This window comes from Alistipes montrealensis, assembly GCF_018362775.1.
GTDB lineage: Bacteria > Bacteroidota > Bacteroidia > Bacteroidales > Rikenellaceae > Alistipes > Alistipes montrealensis.
Genome location: NZ_JAGYXY010000001.1, coordinates 279253 through 297280 on the forward strand (window position 1 = coordinate 279253; position 18028 = coordinate 297280).

Annotated in this window: 19 protein-coding genes and 1 other RNA gene; 4 read left to right on the plus strand and 16 right to left on the minus strand. The window is 49.1% G+C overall.

Annotated elements, in window-relative coordinates:
* Positions 1–59: 59 nt before the first annotated feature.
* The 6 genes from KG007_RS01150 to mltG form a co-directional block, all read right to left on the minus strand.
* Complete coding sequence (locus KG007_RS01150; RefSeq protein ID WP_213346993.1) at positions 60–2435, minus strand: hypothetical protein; 2376 nt, start codon at positions 2433–2435, stop codon at positions 60–62.
* A gap of 249 nt (positions 2436–2684) precedes the next feature.
* Positions 2685–3152, minus strand: a complete 468-nt coding sequence (locus KG007_RS01155) for a DUF4293 domain-containing protein (RefSeq protein WP_195458173.1) — start codon at positions 3150–3152, stop codon at positions 2685–2687.
* The gene (locus tag KG007_RS01160; RefSeq protein WP_195458174.1) at positions 3153–4109 is read right to left on the minus strand and encodes a glycosyltransferase family 2 protein; all 957 of its coding nucleotides are present in this window, start codon (positions 4107–4109) and stop codon (positions 3153–3155) included. It abuts the gene before it with no gap.
* A 2-nt stretch (positions 4110–4111) separates the two neighbouring features.
* Positions 4112–4627 (minus strand): DUF4199 domain-containing protein, encoded by a 516-nt coding sequence (locus KG007_RS01165; RefSeq protein WP_213346995.1) that lies wholly within the window; start codon positions 4625–4627, stop codon positions 4112–4114.
* 23 nt (positions 4628–4650) lie between these two features.
* The gene (locus KG007_RS01170) at positions 4651–5253 is read right to left on the minus strand and encodes an L-threonylcarbamoyladenylate synthase (RefSeq protein WP_195458176.1); all 603 of its coding nucleotides are present in this window, start codon (positions 5251–5253) and stop codon (positions 4651–4653) included.
* Between the two features lie 21 nt (positions 5254–5274).
* Positions 5275–6288, minus strand: a complete 1014-nt coding sequence (gene mltG, locus KG007_RS01175) for an endolytic transglycosylase MltG (RefSeq protein WP_195458177.1) — start codon at positions 6286–6288, stop codon at positions 5275–5277.
* Between the two features lie 213 nt (positions 6289–6501).
* Between mltG and KG007_RS01180 the strand changes: the two genes are divergently transcribed.
* Positions 6502–8451, plus strand: a complete 1950-nt coding sequence (locus KG007_RS01180; protein ID WP_249413207.1) for an LruC domain-containing protein — start codon at positions 6502–6504, stop codon at positions 8449–8451.
* A 175-nt stretch (positions 8452–8626) separates the two neighbouring features.
* Positions 8627–8724, plus strand: an RNA gene (gene ffs, locus KG007_RS01185) — signal recognition particle sRNA small type.
* 349 nt (positions 8725–9073) lie between these two features.
* Here ffs and KG007_RS01190 read toward each other — a convergent pair.
* From KG007_RS01190 to KG007_RS01230, 9 genes are all read right to left on the minus strand, one after another.
* Positions 9074–9331: a hypothetical protein gene (locus KG007_RS01190; RefSeq protein WP_213346996.1), complete on the minus strand. Its 258-nt coding sequence runs from the start codon at positions 9329–9331 to the stop codon at positions 9074–9076.
* 132 nt (positions 9332–9463) lie between these two features.
* Positions 9464–9988, minus strand: coding sequence for a hypothetical protein (locus KG007_RS01195; protein WP_213346998.1), 525 nt, complete (start codon positions 9986–9988; stop codon positions 9464–9466).
* A 187-nt stretch (positions 9989–10175) separates the two neighbouring features.
* Entirely contained in the window at positions 10176–10583 is a 408-nt protein-coding gene (locus KG007_RS01200; RefSeq protein WP_213347000.1) for a hypothetical protein, read from the minus strand.
* 30 nt (positions 10584–10613) lie between these two features.
* Positions 10614–11027: a hypothetical protein gene (locus KG007_RS01205; RefSeq protein WP_213347002.1), complete on the minus strand. Its 414-nt coding sequence runs from the start codon at positions 11025–11027 to the stop codon at positions 10614–10616.
* A 321-nt stretch (positions 11028–11348) separates the two neighbouring features.
* The gene (locus KG007_RS01210; protein WP_213347004.1) at positions 11349–11852 is read right to left on the minus strand and encodes a hypothetical protein; all 504 of its coding nucleotides are present in this window, start codon (positions 11850–11852) and stop codon (positions 11349–11351) included.
* Positions 11853–11863: 11 nt separating this feature from the next.
* Positions 11864–12607: an RHS repeat-associated core domain-containing protein gene (locus KG007_RS01215; protein ID WP_213347006.1), complete on the minus strand. Its 744-nt coding sequence runs from the start codon at positions 12605–12607 to the stop codon at positions 11864–11866.
* A gap of 324 nt (positions 12608–12931) precedes the next feature.
* On the minus strand, positions 12932–13429 hold the full coding sequence (locus KG007_RS01220) for a hypothetical protein (protein ID WP_213347008.1): 498 nt from the start codon (positions 13427–13429) through the stop codon (positions 12932–12934).
* A 5-nt stretch (positions 13430–13434) separates the two neighbouring features.
* Positions 13435–14187, minus strand: a complete 753-nt coding sequence (locus tag KG007_RS01225) for a JAB-like toxin 1 domain-containing protein (protein WP_213347010.1) — start codon at positions 14185–14187, stop codon at positions 13435–13437.
* Positions 14188–14206: 19 nt separating this feature from the next.
* The gene (locus tag KG007_RS01230; protein ID WP_213347012.1) at positions 14207–15133 is read right to left on the minus strand and encodes a transglutaminase family protein; all 927 of its coding nucleotides are present in this window, start codon (positions 15131–15133) and stop codon (positions 14207–14209) included.
* A gap of 521 nt (positions 15134–15654) precedes the next feature.
* On the opposite strand from KG007_RS01230, the gene KG007_RS01235 reads away from it, so the two are divergent.
* The gene (locus KG007_RS01235; protein ID WP_213347014.1) at positions 15655–16596 is read left to right on the plus strand and encodes an NAD(P)H-dependent flavin oxidoreductase; all 942 of its coding nucleotides are present in this window, start codon (positions 15655–15657) and stop codon (positions 16594–16596) included.
* Positions 16597–16786: 190 nt separating this feature from the next.
* Positions 16787–17062, plus strand: a complete 276-nt coding sequence (locus KG007_RS01240) for a putative quinol monooxygenase (RefSeq protein ID WP_195458186.1) — start codon at positions 16787–16789, stop codon at positions 17060–17062.
* Positions 17063–17130: 68 nt separating this feature from the next.
* On the opposite strand, the gene KG007_RS01245 is transcribed toward KG007_RS01240, so the two are convergent.
* A complete protein-coding gene (locus KG007_RS01245; protein WP_213347016.1) occupies positions 17131–17868 on the minus strand; it encodes a Fe-Mn family superoxide dismutase in 738 nt (245 codons plus the stop codon).
* Between the last annotated feature and the right edge of the window lie 160 nt (positions 17869–18028).

Here is an 18028-nt window from a genome sequence, read left to right on the forward strand (position 1 = left end):
CGGGGTGTTATCCCCGCCAAGAGTGGTTTGGTTTAAAAAGTCAGTTTCCTTGACTGCTATTAATAAATCTGCAAGCCAATAACGCCGGCACGACTCTTATTAGTTGAATCTGCTCCTGCCTCAAAAGTTGCGGACGTAGAAATCGTAAGTGTGGACGTTGCCGTCAAACCTTTCAACTCAAACGTATAATAATCATTGTCTGACAACGTCATCGTATAAGTATTGGTGCTTCCCGCAAATCCACTATTAGCAGCAACATCTACAGAAGCCGGGGTCACACTGCCTCCATTATTTACACGCACATAAACCTTAGAGGGAACACCAGTCCAACCAACAGCATAAAACGAAAGTTTCTTATCACCCGTTACACCGAGAACCGGAGTTGTATATACACCGCTAGTCTTGCTTTTAGCCAGTTTCAAGAAAGTATACTCCGTTGTTTCTCCGTTCGGAACAACTTGAACGTTGAAATACCAATAATCCGTCTTCGAATCGAATGCGTCCTTCGTGTATAAATTCGGCATCCAGCTATAATTTCCCTTCGTATCTTCACCGCTCGACTTGGCCGCCTGCTTCAAATCTACCGAAGTCGTGGCAACAGCCGCTGCTCCTTCTGAAGCAGCTACATAGAGGGTCAGCGTAGCCGATTTGGCAGCACCGTCGTTAGCTTTTGCCGTAACGGGAACCGAATTCGCACCAACCGTACCGAGCGTAAACTGTGCGGCATCCGTACCTTCCGTTTTTGCAAACACCTTGTTCGAGCCGAGGTTACCTGCGGTGAATGCCACCTCGATCGTCTCGCCGTCGGCCTTGAAGGTTGCCGGAGCGGTCGCCGAGATATACGGTTCGGTCGAATTGACTGTAATCTCATGAGGGAAGATCTTGATTCGAGTGATATCGCCTGACTTCGAAGTACCTACGGCATAGCCCTTCACGACTACCGGGACATCAATATTCGCAGCGTCGGGCGTGTAGTACTGCACCGAGCCCTGCAAGGTAGCCTTATCGGCACCCTCGATCTCCAGGTTGAAATAGTTGCCGTCCTTGACGATAGTACCCTTGAGTGCGATCGGAATGCACTTGATGTTGGTTAGATAAGCCTGCACGTCAGCCACCGAGTAATCTGTAAAATTGTAGGTCCACGCATTGCCGGAGGAGACCTCGCTCACCGTAGCCGTCTTGCTGTCGAACTGCGGAATGCTGGTCGCGTTGTAAACGGTCACGTCGCCCGAGATGTTGATCTTGTCGCCCACCTTGACTTCGTTGCTGCCATAGACCATCATCGAACCCGTCGCATCGGCGATCACATAGGCGATGTCGCTACGCGTAACGACCGTCACGCCCTCAAGTTCAAAAGTTCCTGCACCCGTAATCTGGCCGATAGTTGTCTTCTCGGGATCGGGCTTCTCTTCCGGATCGAGTTCCGGACCGTTACCGCCTGCGAAAAGTTTGAAATCGTCGAGACGCAGGCCCTGGTGTCCTTCACCCGAAGAACCGGTAAAGATATAGGAATCGAAACGAACGGTGATCTTATCCGTCGAAACAGATGCCGGAATTTTGAAAGGAGCCGTGCAGAGATACCATGAACCCGCAGCTACCTTTTGGGTCGAGAAAACAACAGGCGCAAAGGTCTGGCCACCATCAGTACTTACCGAGAATTTGAGCGTGCCGCTGGTTACGTCGGTGAAAACCGGTCCATTGTCATAATTGCTCTGATCCAAAGCCGTGAAGGTAAACGTAAAGTTCTTGTCCGTACCGATGTTGATGTTATTTATATTGAAAACCTGCGTGGTGCTTCCGACATAAACAATGGGAGTACCCGAAACTTCGTCCTTTTCATCGTCAGTAGGAAGATAGCTACCCTTGATATCGCGAACCGATGCATCGCCGCTATACGTAACCCCTGCCTGGTCAAGCGAGCCACCGCGCTGCCAGCCGGTATAATCTCCAACTTTCGGCTTAGAGGACGCCAAAGTACCGTCCGTACCGCAATTCTCGCTGTAAAGAGCATTGCCGGTCGGCACATCGTTGTCGCTCTGCACAACCTTGATCGTAGCCGTCCGCGTCAGGGGAATACCCTCGAACGTGGAACGGGCAGTCAGCGTAAGTTCTGCAGTACGTTCCGCCGTAGCCTGACCGAGCGTAAAGGTCAGCGTCGTAGTGCCGGTTTTACCCGACATGGCGCTGGGCGTGCACCACTGCGAGTCGCCCGCGTTTTTGAACGTCAAATCCCAGTCGCCTTTCGAAACGACCTCTACAGACTGTTCGAGCTTGCCTCCCGCAAGTTTACCGGCGATGGTCACGACCTCGCCGCCGTTCACGGTAATTTCGGGCATTCCCGAATAACCGTTGTCGTCATCGTCCGAGCATGCAGTGAAGGCTGTAATTGCCAACACCGAGCAGAACAATGTTTTCCAGAAATTTACTACTTTCATAGAGTTGAGTGTTAGTTAAAAAATGTATTTTTTGTAGCCAAAATTATTCGAAATCATTACATAATAGTAATATTATGCCTCAAAGTTAAAATTATTTTCCGGACCATCAAAGGTTTGTAACACTCTTTTAATAATCAGATCGGTCCAATTTACAACCTTTTTTAACTCCTGCCGACAGTTCGCCGGTGAGGACAGAAGACCCGGAACATGCTCATCGGGCATACTCCGGGTCCAGTAGTATTCGGTTAATCAGCGTATTCTGTCGGCAGCGCGCACCAGCAATTCGTCGCGGAAAATCGCACGGGCCGCCAGATAGGCAAACAGCAAGCAGACCAACGGCAGCACAATGGCGGGTCGAAAGCCCTGGGTGTGGAACGTCAGGTCGGAAAAGACCCTCCAGCTCAGGAAGTAGTAGACGCCTTCCATGATCGCGGAGCCCAGCAACAGCACCATTTCCACCACGCAAAGGCGGAGTTGCAGCAAACGGCGGCGGAACAGGAAAATCGTAACCAGCGGCAGCGCGCAGGCCAGCGCCAGCAATACCCCCATATAAAGGGTGGACTGAACGACTGCGCCGTCGGTGGTTTTCAGCCCGAAGGCGTAGAGTCCGAATTCCCCGGCATCGCCCGCAAACCATGCCAGCCCCGCAAAAAGCGTCACGGCCATAAGTGCCGAAATGACAAGCAAATAAAGCGTTTGGATTCGTTGTATCATCATTTACAAAGTTTTGTCGATCAAATATTTGTTCCGCTCGGAGGATCCTCTGTTGATCAATTCGCCCAAAAATCCGGCCAAAAACAACTGAACGCCGAGAATTACGGCTAAAATCGCCAGATAAAACAGCGGCTGGTCCGCAACGGGCCTCAGCGGCAGGCCGTGGGACTGTTTCCAAAGTTTTTCGGCGATGATCCACACGGTCGTTCCGCCGCCGAGCAGGAACATCAGCGTCCCGAGGCTCCCGAAGAAGTACATCGGCGAACGCCCGAAATGAGTCATGAACAGCACCGTGATCAGGTCCAGATACCCTTTTACCGTACGTTCGAGGCCGAATTTCGAACAACCGTATTTGCGGGCATGATGGTCCACGACCTTTTCTCCGATACGGCCGAAGCCGGCCTTCTTGGCCAGGATCGGTATAAACCGGTGCATTTCGCCGTAGACCTCGATGGCCTTCACCACCTTGCGGCGATAGGCTTTGAGCCCGCAGTTGAAATCGTGCAGTTTGATGCCCGATACGGTCCGTGCCGTCCAGTTGAAGAACTTGCTGGGCCAGCGCTTGCCGATCGGGTCGTGGCGCTGTTTCTTCCACCCCGACACGAGGTCATAGCCCTCTTCGAGGACCATGCGCCGCAGTTCGGGAATTTCGTCGGGCGAATCCTGCAAATCGGCGTCCATCGTGATGACCACCTCGCCTTCCGCCGCTGCGAATCCACAGTAAAGAGCTGCGGATTTGCCGTAATTGCGGGCAAAACTGATGCCCCGGATTGCCGGATACTGCGCCTTGAGGCGTTCGACCTCCTCCCACGAGCCGTCCGACGAACCGTCGTCGATCAGAATAACCTCGTACGAGAACCCGTTTTCACGCATCACACGGTCGATCCATGCCACCAACTCGGGCAGGGACTCCGCTTCGTTGTAAAGCGGTACGACGACCGATATATCCAGTTTATTCATTCCTATTCGTTAGTGCCTTCCGAAAAGACATCGGGATCGCGCTTGGTAAAAGCCGCAATAAACAGACCGAAAAAGCCGCCCTTGATGACCGAGCCGAACATACCACTGAAAATCTGCACCAGCGGCGACCGCATCAGTTTCATCATCAGTTCGATCTGGTCGGCCGTATAGAAGCCCGTATTCTCCAGCATGGCGATCGACGGAGTTATCATCGCCTCGTACTTGGCCTCGAAAAACCAGTTGACGGCGACGCCCATGAAAGCGCCCTCAATAAACCCGGCGCAAAGCATCACGCAGACCATAAAGCCCAGGCACTGTCCATAGCTGTATCCCTTGGCTCCGTACTCGGCCACACGGCGTTTGGTGAAATAGCCCAGCAGCAGTACGAACACGACCAGCGACAAAAGCGACAACAGCCTGTTCTGCACATAAAAGCCCAGTACGTCGAAAAGGATGGCGACCAAGGCCATGATTACGCCATATCGCGCGGCCTCGTTCCAGAAATTGTTCTTCTTCATTTTGTATCGATCATTTTATCAATCTATTGCAGTTCTCCCTTGCCCTCGCGCAGGATTTCCGGCTCATTGTCCGTCAGGTCCACGATCGTCGTGGGAATATTGTCGCCGATACCGCCGTCGATGACCAGCGCCACTTCGCGGCCGTATCGTTCGTGGATCAGTTCGGGATCGGTCGTGTACTCCACCACCTCGTCGTCGTCCTTGACCGACGTTGTAATCATCGGACACCCCAACGCCCCGACCACAGCCCGTGCAATCGGGCTGGCGGGAATGCGGATACCGATCGTACGACGCCGCTCGAGGGCTTTATCCGGAATGCGCGCCGAAGCGGCCAGCACGAAGGTAAACGGCCCGGGCAGGTTGCGTTTCAGGATTTTGAAGACGGCATTGTCCACCCGGCAGTACTCCGCGACCTGGGCGATACTTTCGAAAACCACGGTAAATTCCCCGTTCCCCTTGCCTTTGATGCGGCGCAGCCGTTCGATGGCCTTCGGCGAACGCAGCGAACAGCCGAAAGCATAGACGCTGTCGGTGGGATAAATAATGATTTCATCCCGCTCCAGGGCGTCTACGACGCGCTGCAACTCCTTCTCCGAAGGATTCTGTTCGTATATCTTCGCAAGCATGGGATGACAAAGATACGAAAATTATTTAATCTTGCGCCGATTAAGTTCGTCGCTGTATGCCCGTGCGTTCTTATTGTGTTCACTCAGGGTTTTGGCGAAATTGTGGTAACCGTCGAACTCGGGCCGCGCACAGAAGAAGATATAGTCGTGTTTCTCGTAGTCGAGCACGGCGTCGATGGCGTTTTTCCCCGGCATGCAGATGGGCGAAGGCGGCAACCCCTTATTCACATAGGTATTATAGGGTGAATCGTATTTCAGGTGTCTGTAAAGGATGCGGCGCAGTCCGAAGTCCTGCATGGCATACTTTACCGTCGGGTCGGCCTGCAGCTTGATATCTTTGTTCAGGCGGTTGATGTAAACCCCCGCCACACGGGGCATCTCGTCGGTCTTGCGTGTCTCCTCGTAGACGATCGACGCCAGGGTCATCACCTCCAGCCGGCTCAGTCCGCTGCGCTTGCGTTTGTCGTCGCGCCCGGAGGTCCAGAAACGGTCGTATTCGCGCTTCATGCGCTTCACGAACTCTTCGGGCGTCACCGTCCAATACAATTCGTAGGTATCGGGAATAAACATTGAAAAGAGCGTCACGCTGTCGAACCCGACCTCTTCGGCCAGTTCTTTCGAGGTCAGCGCCTGCATGATAGCCGTGGAATCGGCGTCGATCTGCCGGGCGAGTTTCTGCGCCAACTGCGCCGGAATGCGCACGTTGTTGATCGCCACCCGCACAGGGGTCTGCAACCCCAACTTGAGCATACGCGCAATTTCGACGACGCTCATGCCGCGTTTGAGGACATAACGGCCGGGCTTGAAGGTTTCACCCAGGTTGATCCGGCGGGCATAGGCATCGAACGCCCGGTGGTGTTTGATCTGCGGCAGCAGCGAATCCACGACCTGCGCGTAGTCCGCACGGCTGCTCACATACAGGTCGCGTTCCGCAACTACCGCATTCCCATAGAATTGCTGCCGCGCGACGAAGGCCGCGACGACCGCCAGGACGAGCACTGCCAGCAGGCTCCGGAGCAATATTTTCTTACGCATTCGGCAATATTTTTTTGCGAAGGTAATAAAAAAATATACGATTTCATCGTCCCGGCGTCGTCCGGCCGGGAAACAACCGGGCGCGCAGCGCCGAATCACACCGTCCCGAAAAAAAATATTTTCACTGCTGCGAATTGTTTTTTCTTGATTCTTAGTTTTTTATCCATATATTTGCAGGGTAATAGCCACTGCATCATTCTGAATTCTGAAAATATGAAACACCAGTCTACCCTACTGTTTCTGGGGGCATGCGCTCTTCTGGCAGCAGGTTGCGTCAAAGAGCCGAATTCCAATCGCACCCCTTCGGGTCCCGACGACTACTTCGATTTCAAAATCGATCAGCAGGTCGCCTTGTCGGTCGATTACGGCTTCCCCAATAAAGACTACGCCGTCCTGTTCGAACTCTACGATCAGGACCCGATGACCGAAAACGCGGCAGGCGAAAGCGTCAAACGGGACATCGAACCCATCTACCGCGGAACCACCGACGGTTCGGGCAAATTCTCCGCCGACATCCAGGCGCTCTCCAGCCTCTCGAAAGTGTGGCTCTACTCGGATTATCCGGGAACGCTCTCCCCTGTCGAACTGGAAATCGAGGACAACCGAATCACGTACAGCCAAAAGGCTTATGTCGCGCAGCTCCGCACAAAAGGCACGCGGGCCGTCACGGGTAACAAACACACCTACCCCGACGGATGGCTTACGCTGGGCGACTGGGACCAGTACGGAACCCCCGACTACCTGGAGCCCGAGCGAACCATGCCGTCGGCCGGTACGCTGTACGACATCAACGAGGTGTTCGTCAAACGCAACGACATGCGCAAACTGAAAGAACGCTACCCCGAATTTTTCGCCGACGGGCTCAGTTCGGACCTCCGGATCGTCAAGCCGACGAAGGTCTATCTGGTATTCATCAACAGTACGGCAGCCTGGCGGAATACCGTGGGTTACTACACCTACCCCACCGGGCAGGAACCGCAGAGCGCAGCCGAACTCCAGCGGGTTCTGGTCTTTCCCGATGCGTCGCCGTTCGTAAAGAAAATCGGCGCCACAACGGCGCGCGGCGCACTGGCCGGCGGCGACCGGGTCCAACTCAAATACTGGGACGGTGAAAAGTTCAACGACGAGTTCCCCGCGGGAGTTTCGATCGGCTGGTGGCTCGAAGGAATGGGATTCAACGCCAACACCGGCAACATCGCCATCCAGAACAAAGGACAGTTCAGCAGGTTCTCCACCGACCACCTGAATACCGACGGCGAAAGGCGCACCATCGCGCTGCTCGATCCCCAGAGCCGGAAAATCGTGGCAATCGGCTTTGAGGACAACCTCGACCTGCGCTACAACGACGCGACCTTCTACCTCGAAGTCGAGGAAGACGGGGCCATCGACGGCAACATCCCCGAACTGCCCGACGACGGCAACGGCCCGTCCGACGAGGAAAACTATGTCAAAACCGACGGATTCCTGATGTTCGAAGACCTGTGGCCCTATGCCGGCGACTACGACATGAACGACGTGATGATCAAGTACAGCAGCAAGGTCTACAAGCACATCCTGAACAATTCGGTATACAGGATCGAAACCGAGTATACGCCCTGCCATAACGGCGGCAAGATTCAGTCGGGATTCGGCGTTCAACTGACGAACCTCGCTCCGGATGCCGTCCATAAAGTCACCGCCACAGGCGCCATTCCGTCGCAATATATGCAGGGGCAGCCGCTCGAACCGGGACAAAAACATCCGACGGTCCTCCTGTTCGACGACATTCAGCCTGTCCTCGACAACAAAATATCCGTGACATTCGAACTCAACGACGTGATCGAGTCCACCGTAACGCCGCCTTTCAATCCGTTCATTTTCGTCGAATCGGACAAGATTCGCGGCAAGGAGGTGCACCTGGTGAAGCACATGCCTACCGACAAGGCCGATCCGAGCCTTTTCGGCACGGGACACGACGGGTCGAAGCCAAGCCAAAACCTCTACTATGTGCTGGCGAAGAACGACACGCAATATCCGTTTGCGCTGAACATGCCTTTCCTGGAGAATATTCCGATCCCCGACGAAGGCGTGAAGATCGACGACTCCTACCCCAAATTCCGCAGTTGGGTGGAATCGGATGGCAAGACCAATAAAGACTGGTATCTCTATCCGGCCAAAAAATAGGATGGATTTGAATCTGAAAAAAGTCCCGGGCAGGCTTGCCCGGGACTTTTTATTTGCCATGACCTACCGAAACCACCCTGCGAAATACCCTGGCAAAGAAAGAAATACGATTCCGGCAAAGAAAATATTCCCGATGTGTTTGCGGGGATGATAAAATTTTCCTACTTTTGTCCCCGGGTGAGTCTTATACGACCAGCTCCTACAGAATCCCCCAGGCGAGGAATCGAGCAAGGGTATGTGGTCGTAGCGGTGCGATGTAAGTAGCTCACCCTTTTTCTATAACAGCGTTTGACTCGATGAGTTAAACGCTGTTTTTTGCAATGGACATGAAGGTCATAACCGTCGTATGAAAAGGCTTCATTTTCAACATACGAAAATTCCCCAACTCAGTACCGTATGCGCATAGAATTCAGCCTCACCCTGCACCACATCGGTCAGCTTGGGCTCTTGATCGACCGGATAAGCACGTTCGAAAACTCTTATGACGCTGCTGTTCAGTTGTAACCTATCATTGGCAATGTATTGGAAATATTTCTTTTCCTGCGGGCTGATCTGCACGTAAAAGACATTGCATCTTGGTAACAATACGTTTCGGTTTTTCCATAAAACATTTAGTGGAAAACTATTCCGATAAAGATCCGGATTTAAGAATCACATCACGCGGAAAAACAATCGTCCAATCGCCATCCACTGCCGTAGTAGTCGTAAGGTCAATATATCCGACATAGTCATCCGGCTTCAATAAGTACTGTTTGCCGCCAGCATTGTTGAATACATTGCTATCGATAAAATAGAACCGCAATTTATCCCACACCGCCGGTTTTCCACCGATCGGACCTGTAATTTTCTCAACAGCGCCAATTTCCTTATAAAAGTCCATTGTGGAAGCCAATAATACTATTTGCAGAAAACACAAATATCAACAATTACACAAATCTCGCCGAACGATATCCTCGCCGATCGGGAATCGATTATCTCCATAAACGAGGATATCATCGTTCATTTGGGTAAATCACAGAAATAATATAGGCCAATAACTCCTTTTAAATTTACTGCAAGCATCTAACAATAATTCTCTGTCAACAGCTTCTGCCCAACCAAAATGCTGATTCTGAAGGCCTGCAATATTTTTATCCAACACTATTCCCGACATAAATACGATCTTATTATTTTGTATCACATATATGGCACTTTGAACAGTTGCCATATCGCCCCCTGCCACTACACAATCAAAATTTGGCAAAATATCTTTCAGAATATTTTCATTATTGCATTTCAGGTATAGCCCCTTGAATAATTGGGGATCGAGATCTTGCCGGTCATTTTTATTAACGATAATATATACCGCCAGGTCCTCATTATCAAAACACAAATCATTTAATGGATTGATCGTATCCCCAACAATCCCTTTCATATGATGCATATCAATATTGGATGTTAAAATTACAATAGGACTTCCAATCACGAATAGCTCGAAAAGCCAGCAGGTGAGTATAATAAAGATAAAACCTGAAAAAAATTTAATGCCCGATTTCATATTTCTATTTATCTTCTCCTTTTACCATAAAAAATATTACTTATAATTCCTCGCAGGGAGGATACTTAAACACCTCTATATTAGAATACTCAGGGTTATTTGCCAATAATTTATAAATTATAGACAGTATGAATAGCCGAGGATAGACACACCTCGAAGATCTATCGTAATTAAAAATCCATAACCCTCACGCTATCCCGCACAGGCCAGGCCAGGTCAGCTCCGGATCGCCAATGACCTCTTTGTATCGGGCGATCAGTGAGTCTGCTTTCTCAAGGGTGAAAGAACATTTATTATCTTCATACCACTGTTTCCATATCTCCAAATCCTTATCTAAATCTTCACGATACGTACAGATAGCAGGAGGTTCTCCAAAAAGCTCGACATGACCTTCATAACCAGTAACAGCAATAAGACATTCAAAGGCGTGCATTCGGGTTCCTACATCGGAATAATAGCCTTTGTAATGAATCAAATCCACAATATCCAGACAATTCTTGAAATTGGTCTTAAAAATAGGGTCTTCTTTACATTCTGAACATGACAGACCGTTTAGACACAACACAATCAGAAACAATTTTTTAACGATTCCCATAAAGCGTAACGTTCAAGCCATCTATTATGACTACCTGATCACAGACCAAATATATGCACCATCTCGAATTTCATATAAAATATAATACTTATGCAGGTTTCCTTGTTTATGCAGAAATCTGCATTCTACAGCATCCTGATCTTTTTTATCATGAATTATAACATTAATACATATTATTGCATCGTGATATTCAAATGCATTTAATAAAAAAGCCCTTTTTATCGTCTTTTCATACAATTGAATCAGATAATCACTTGTTGGATATTCCTCTCCAATATCAGGCTTTAGAGAACTAATTACACCGTTTTTACCCATAACCATTGCAAATGGATAAAACTCACCCATCTCCTGCAGAAACTGTTCAATAAAAGGCAAAGCGGCATCTAACAAAGCTCTTTCATCTAAAGTCAAATCTGAAAAATTATTTTGAGTCGTTTTTTTCAAAAATATATGGGGTTATCAACGTATATAGTTGGATATCAAAACTAGATTTTTTAACGGTTCTGATAATTTGGCATCTTTATTTATTCGTAAAATAAGTCGGGGCCCATTTTTATTCGACATTTTTTGAATCTGGGCTTGATTCTTTTTAATTTTATCAAAATTACTGTTAGGTTTGGGACTTAATCCGGTTGGCAGATTAATTTTAGTTCCAGTTTCGAATATAGTTTCTATCATATCAGCACAATTATTCGTGAATACACGATAACTTTCTTTTCCTAAATCCAAATCTGCTTGAAGTTAGTTACCTAGCCTCTGATATGGTCATAAGTGTGACATTATTTTCTGAAGGAGAAAATAATAGATGTCGCTATCTATTGGTGTGGGCTTTACAAATACCGTAACCAGAGATTCGCCATATTTTTGATTGCTAGAATCACAAAAATAGAAATATACAGGATTACCGTCTGTCATCATATCATATTTTGAATGATCAATGAAACCTTCTTGATAGGAATTTTTGCTGAATAATTTACCAAAAATCTCTTTTTCCTTCTTTTTGATTTTATTCATATGGGATTTCAGAATGCCATTGGTAATATCTATGTAATATTCTTCATATTTCTTATTTCTTTTAACTAAGACAAGACAATGGCGGTCGGAAATGGCGAATAAAACATAATTCTCTCCTTGAATAATATCTGCAAGATATTTATCAATAACAGATGAGACTGCGTTAATATAGCAACTCTCCTGTTTAGACAGTTCTTGAGCATGCACACCAGCACAAAACAACAGAGTCAACAAAGATGATAAAATAAATTTCATATCGATAACATTTATGGCAAAACCCGTGGCAATACTCCAGGATCTGTAATTATCACATTCCCGTGTTGCATTATAGGAATAGACACTCCAATAAGCCTGCGAACCAGATTATCCACCTGAATCGCTCTCAGATTATTTCCTTCTCCAAATATTCCGTGAGCCGCAGCAACACCGTGACCAAGGACCTCATGGGCTGATATTAAAGCCCTTCCATGTTCGTGGATTGCCCCATTTCCGTCCATTATAATCGAATGAGAGCCATTCTTCACAGGAATATTTAATCCTCCTCCCGACATAGCATTAATTGTCGCTCCTGGTATTTGAGATTGAGGAAACATATTACCCAAACCGGCTTGTTCGCTATTTAAATGAGCTTTAAAAGCCTGACTACCTTGAACTGAGACATTACCGTCAACTGCTGCATATTCAACCGTGTGCTTATGCTCAGAGTTAATTGCTCCCACTAATTCATTAACAAATACTTGCTCGTCCTTCGATAACTCAACACCATTCAAAGCACTATTTAAAGCATCCGATCCTATAACATTAAATGTTGTCCCTTTTTTATCCAACATCACTAAAGCTCTGAAATTTTGAAATTTATCATCTTTCAAAATAAAACTCATGTCAGTCATGAACTTTTGAGCATCTTCTTTTGTTAAACCCACCATTTGCCGTCCATCCGGATCGACATATTTTATCGGATTTCCCGCACAATACGCATACGGTGAAATCGGATGGTAGCCGTAGCTCAAATTTACTGAAAATAAAGCGATAATGCAAATCGAGGCGATTAAAAGAGCCGCAAAAAACAAAACATTCGGAACCCATCAAACGCAAGAAATCACCAGATCACAAATCAGCCCGACGACATCATTACCGACGGTGGCCCGATAACACCCAAGACAAACGATGGAACACCGACCGAGCGACATTTGGAGAAGGATGTTGTAACCATCAATTCCTCGATCGATAGCGTGGAGAACTGGGGGGGGGTAATAATTCTTAAAAGAGGTATTATTTGCAGATAGTTAAAAGCCGAACAAATTGTCCGGCCTTTACGTATTTCCTACATATAGCTATTTATGAACTATTAATTTCAGCTCGTCATCATCATATCGGAAGATCCAAGTGCTGAAGCTATCGTTTTCTATACCGTCTAATAGTAAGGTTCCGCCCTTCAAGATTTGCGTTTGGTTTACAGCAAAATCGAAGGGAACTTTTTTCTCTGTAATATTCACCTTGTTGTTTTTCTTCCCATAGAAAATGAAAATATGTCCTTTATAGGTCATTACCCCGAATTCAATTCCGTTTTTCAGAACCCGGCGGCCAATAGCCTCAATTTGGATGCAGTCGTTACCATGTTGGTCTGAAAAGAAAGTAATACCATAATTGAAATCTTTTCTGTAATAACTCTCTTGGGCATCAGTTGTCAATACATTGTCGAGCATATTTTGAAATATACTATCAACCTGTATCTCGGGCAAATATTCCCGTTTTGTTTTGTTTGGATCAGGTTGTGACGATACATGCAGGCCAAACGAGATAAAGAATACGATAAATAGTAAGTATTTCATTGCAATTATGGTTTTTTACCCCAAATCGTTACTGAAGGCAGCCCGATTATTCTATATTCCGAATCTTTATTAAATGGCGAGTATTGGGATGGATTAGTAGTATATATTTTAGTTGTAGCATTAGGAAACGTTCCGTTTATCATTCCGGCAGTTGTTACATCACCCAGTGACGGTGTTGTTATTCCATTCGTATGACTGTGATTATTTGCCCGAACGGTATATCCTGTTTGAAATACATATTGCCCGACGGAAGTTTCTCCCTTTTGGTGCATATTACCCACAATATTTTTCTGGGATTTATCTGTTCCAACTTTTACGTGCGACCATTCAACATTTGTCGTTGTTCCGGGATTAGCCATAAATTCAAAAAGTTCTGTCGCTTTATCATCTCCATTGACCTGGAAAAGAGTTAGCCGCTCTTGTGTAATACTCCCGTCCTCCCGTACAACATTCACTTGGGGTTGGTTAACTCCAGTAATAGTACCGTATTCAAATGTTTTCGACTGCCCTTCTATGCGTTGCCGTTTCCCGTCAACCTGCTGTACAATATGAAAAGCATCCTGCGTTGTATCTTCGATGCGATTGACAATTTGTCCATTCTGATTAATTTCCCAAACATCTTTCCCATCCGGATCGACATATTTTATCGGATTTCCCGCACAATACGCATACGGCGAAATCGGATGGTAGCCGTAGCTCAAATTTACTGAAAATAAAGCGATAATGCAAATCGCGGCGGTCAAAAATTTGTTTTTCATAACAGTATAATTTTTAAGGTTATAGCATCGGCAATTCATTCGTGGTTGCCCCCTGCATTTTCTTTCCCTGTTCGTTGCCCTTTTCCAGTTTTTCATGCAGACCTTCACTCATCTGCTCCCAGCCCAGGGATTTCAGGCTTTCGTAAAGCGAGTGTGACCGCGCTTCGATCTGCCGGGTATATTCATCCTCCTTATACCCGTTTTGTTCCAAATGCGACATAAGGACCGCATCGAGCGATTTGCCCAGGATAATGCAGGCATTGGGATTTTGAGGATAGTATTCCAGCGATTTCTCACAACAGCGCCGTGTAAACCCGTCGTAACATTCGAATTTGCGCCAATACCCGAGGGCAAGGTCCGCAAGCTGTACGGCAACGGTTTCCCGATCCGTCAGCGGGGCAAGGTACACCTTGCTCTCAATGGCCTTGTCGCTGATCTCGAAATGCTCCTTATAGAAGAATTCCGGGTTTATCTGGTGGGTTGTCAGTTCCACGTTAACCCACGGCTCGGGATACATGTTATCCTCATTGCGGTAACGGATAAACACATGGGCCGGGGCGCGGGCAATATATGCTTCAGCCCCGAGGGATTCGGCCAGAACCTTGTAGTACATCGGCAGGGAACGGCATTGCCCGGTATGCGTCCGCATGACTTTGCATACGAACTGGTCGGTAAAATCGGATTTGTCCCCCGTATGGTCGAAATCGTAGGTGAACGGTTTATGTCCGTTCCCGGAATAAGGGCGGAAAAAATATTCCGTGAGCGCCAGGTTCTTCCCGGTCTTATACCGGCCGAGTCCGTTTGCTGCAATCAGCCGTTGCAGGAACGCAACTGCGGTATCTATGCCGTCGCAATACGCCTTGTAATCCAGGCCGCCGTCGAGGTAAGCCCATTCCGCAAGGAAGACGGCACGTTTTACACTCAAGGGGGCTTTGCCGTCGAGCATATCCGCAATTTCGAGATACGCCTGCCGGTAATGCCGGCTACGGGATTCGTCCGGCGTATGATTCAGCACCGGGCCGCCCTGCCGGCCGTTCGCCGGTTGAAGCGGGAATACACAACAAAACAGAAGCAGGCAGAGTACTCCTTTTACGATTAATTTTACATCCATAGATTTATCCATAAACAGGTAATTAAAATTAACGGATAAACCTCAAAACACCAAGCAATAACGGCCTTACATATACACACACAAACCAATAATAACCAATGAATTACAAAACAAAAACGCTTACATGGAGATAACAGGCCGAAAAGGCACTGAGATCATCGGATAACGAGGTCGGTTTTCAATCCGTCCTGGCGGACTGATTTAACCGGGAGAGGGCACGCCGGGCCTCCCCGGTTCGTTCACGACCAGGACGCTTCGGAAACATCTCCCCGGCCTCAGGCAGGAAACAATCCGACGCCGCCAGTTCCGGCTTTGGAAAAATAATTGTACCTTAACCTCGCAGAAAACCAAAAACAATGGAAAACAGAATCACAACGCTCTTCGGCATCCGCTACCCCGTCATCGCAGGCGGAATGGTGTGGTGCAGCGGCTGGCGGCTGGCCGCCGCCGTCAGCGAAGCCGGCGGGCTGGGACTGATCGGCTCCGGCTCGATGACGCCCGAACTACTGCGCGAACACATCCGCAAATGCCGCGCAGCCACGTCCCGGCCTTTCGGCGTCAACGTGCCGCTCGTCTATCGCTATACACCTGAATTAATGAATATTATCATAGAAGAGCGCGTGCCGGCTGTTTTCACATCGGCAGGTAACCCCGCGACTTGGACCGGACGTTTGCACGACGCCGGCTGCCGCGTGGCACACGTGGTGTCGAGCTCGAAATTTGCCCTCAAAAGCCGCGATGCAGGCGTAGACGCCGTCGTGGCCGAAGGGTTCGAAGCCGGAGGTCACAACGGCCGCGAGGAGACGACCACCATGGCCCTCATCCCGCAGGTCAGGCAGGCCGTCGATCTCCCGCTCATCGCCGCAGGAGGCATCGCCACGGGAGCCGGCATGCTGGCTGCCTTTGCCCTGGGAGCCGAAGGGTGTCAACTGGGAACCCGTTTCGCCCTGTCGCAGGAGAGTTCCGCCTGTGAAGCCTTCAAACAGTTGTGCATCGGATTGCAGGAAGGCGATACGATCCTGGCGCTCAAAAAGGTCGTTCCGACACGCCTCATCCGCAACGGTTTCTGCCGCACGGTGGAGGAAGCCGAAAGCCGGGGCGCCGATGCGGAAGAGTTGCTCGCGCTGGTGGGTCGCGGACGGCCGAAACGGGGCATTTTCGAGGGTGACCTCGACGAAGGAGAACTGGAGATCGGGCAGATCACAGCGCTTATCGACGACCTGCCGTCCGCAGGCGACATCCTCCGCCGGCTCATCGCCGAATACGAAACCGCCCGGAAAAAGCTCTGCCCGCTCTGACTTCTGCCGGAGACGACCCCGTACATCCTCCATTCCGATTTTCGCCTCCGCCGCCCGAAAACAGGTCCGGTTCGTTCTTCCGCATACCGTCACAAACGATATTTCCCGGTATTAAGATTCGGTTTCACGTTACAATGTGACAAAAAAATACTTATATTTGTAAACAGTTAAAATCAAAAACAAGAAACCGATGATACGACTCAATGTATTTATCCGCACGACGGAAAGCAACCGCGAAGAACTGGTACGCACGGCCAAGGAATTGGTAGCCGCCTCACTCAAAGACGAAGGATGCGTCGCCTACGACCTGTTCGACAGCGCCACGCGTAACGACGTACTGATGATCTGCGAAACCTGGAGCGACTCGAAGGCACTGGCTGCCCACGAGCAGGCGTCGCACTTCACGACCCTCGTGCCGCGCCTGGAACAACTGGGCGAACTGAAAATCGAGAAGTTTATCTTCTGATCGGCCCGTGCCGCCCTGCGGCAACCGGACACAAAAAACCTCCGCGTTCGACGCGGAGGTTTTTTCATTTACTCTTCGATTGCCTTGAAGTCGGTTTTGTACAGGCCGCAGATCGGGCAAGTCCAGTCGTCGGGAATCTCTTCGAAAGGCGTTCCCGGCGCGATTCCCGTCTCGGGATCGCCCTTTGCAGGGTCATAGACATAATCGCAGGCGGTACACTTGTAGCGCTTCGGAATGCAGCGGTCGGCGACCTTGCCCCAGTCGATCAACTCCCAGAATGCAGCCAGGAAATCAGGACGGCGGTTACGGTAGTCGATGTAGTAGGCATGCTCCCAAACATCGACGGTCATCACCGGGCGCAGGCCGTCGGTCATCGGATTGCCCGCATTCGATTTGGCGACGATCGACAGTTTTCCGCCCTTATCCATCGCCAGCCAGGCCCATCCGGAGCCGAAAAGCCCTACGGCAGCCTTGGTGAACTGCTCCTTGAAAGCCTCCACCGAACCGAACGCCTCGATAAGTTTCGCGGCCAGTTTCGCAGGAATCGGCTGCTGGGCGGGAGTCAGCATCTGGAAGAAGAAGGTATGGTTCCAGGCCTGGGCGGCATTGTTGAAAATACCCCCGTCGGCCTTCCGGACGATTTCGTCGAGCGGCATTTCCTCATAAGGCGTGCCCACAATCAGGTTGTTCAGGTTATTCACATAGGTCTGCAAATGCTTTCCGTAGTGGTAATCGAAGGTTTCCTTGCTCATCTTCGGAGCAAGCGCTTCCGGTGCGTAAGGAAGCTCAGGCATTGTATGTTTCATAGTCGTGTAAATTAAAGTTTGCCCTAATTTAGCGAAAATTCCGATCGGTTACTACATCGAACCGAAAATGATTATCAATTAAACGAATTATAGCCTTTTGCAGCAACAAAAAACGGGGACTTCCAAGTCCCCGTTATGCAAACCGTCCCCGGTAAAAAGG